1 protein-coding gene is annotated in these 306 nt (G+C 49.3%); it reads right to left on the bottom strand.

Annotated features, from left to right (window positions below; genetic code table 11):
- Positions 1-35: 35 nt before the first annotated feature.
- The coding region (locus HX773_RS25640) for a hypothetical protein (RefSeq protein WP_218168372.1) at positions 36-306 on the bottom strand (271 nt) is incomplete at its 5' end.

Genomic DNA, 306 nt, shown 5'->3' with positions numbered 1-306 from the left:
TTGCAATTAAAAATAATCTTAAGTGGTCTCGCTTATTAAATTGTCCTGCGAAGTCGGCGTGACGATAATAAGGTGAAGGTGCCTAATAACAGCGCCGAGACTAATATCGCCAGTGTGCCCGTCAGAATGGTCTGGCTTGCGTCAGTACGAATATCGCGAGATTGCGCGTTGCTCTGGTTGCGAAGGTCTATTACCAACTGGTTCATCTGGTTGATGACGGTGCGATCGATACCGATCACTGCCTGATCAGTCGTCATCGCGTCAGCGCTCGTGGTAACGAAGGCATCCCTGACTTTGCGATAAGCG

This window comes from Pantoea sp. B9002 (genome assembly GCF_013385945.1).
Lineage (GTDB): Bacteria > Pseudomonadota > Gammaproteobacteria > Enterobacterales > Enterobacteriaceae > Pantoea.
Note: the sequence above shows the minus strand (reverse complement) of the source record. Positions and strands in the feature narration are given on the sequence as shown.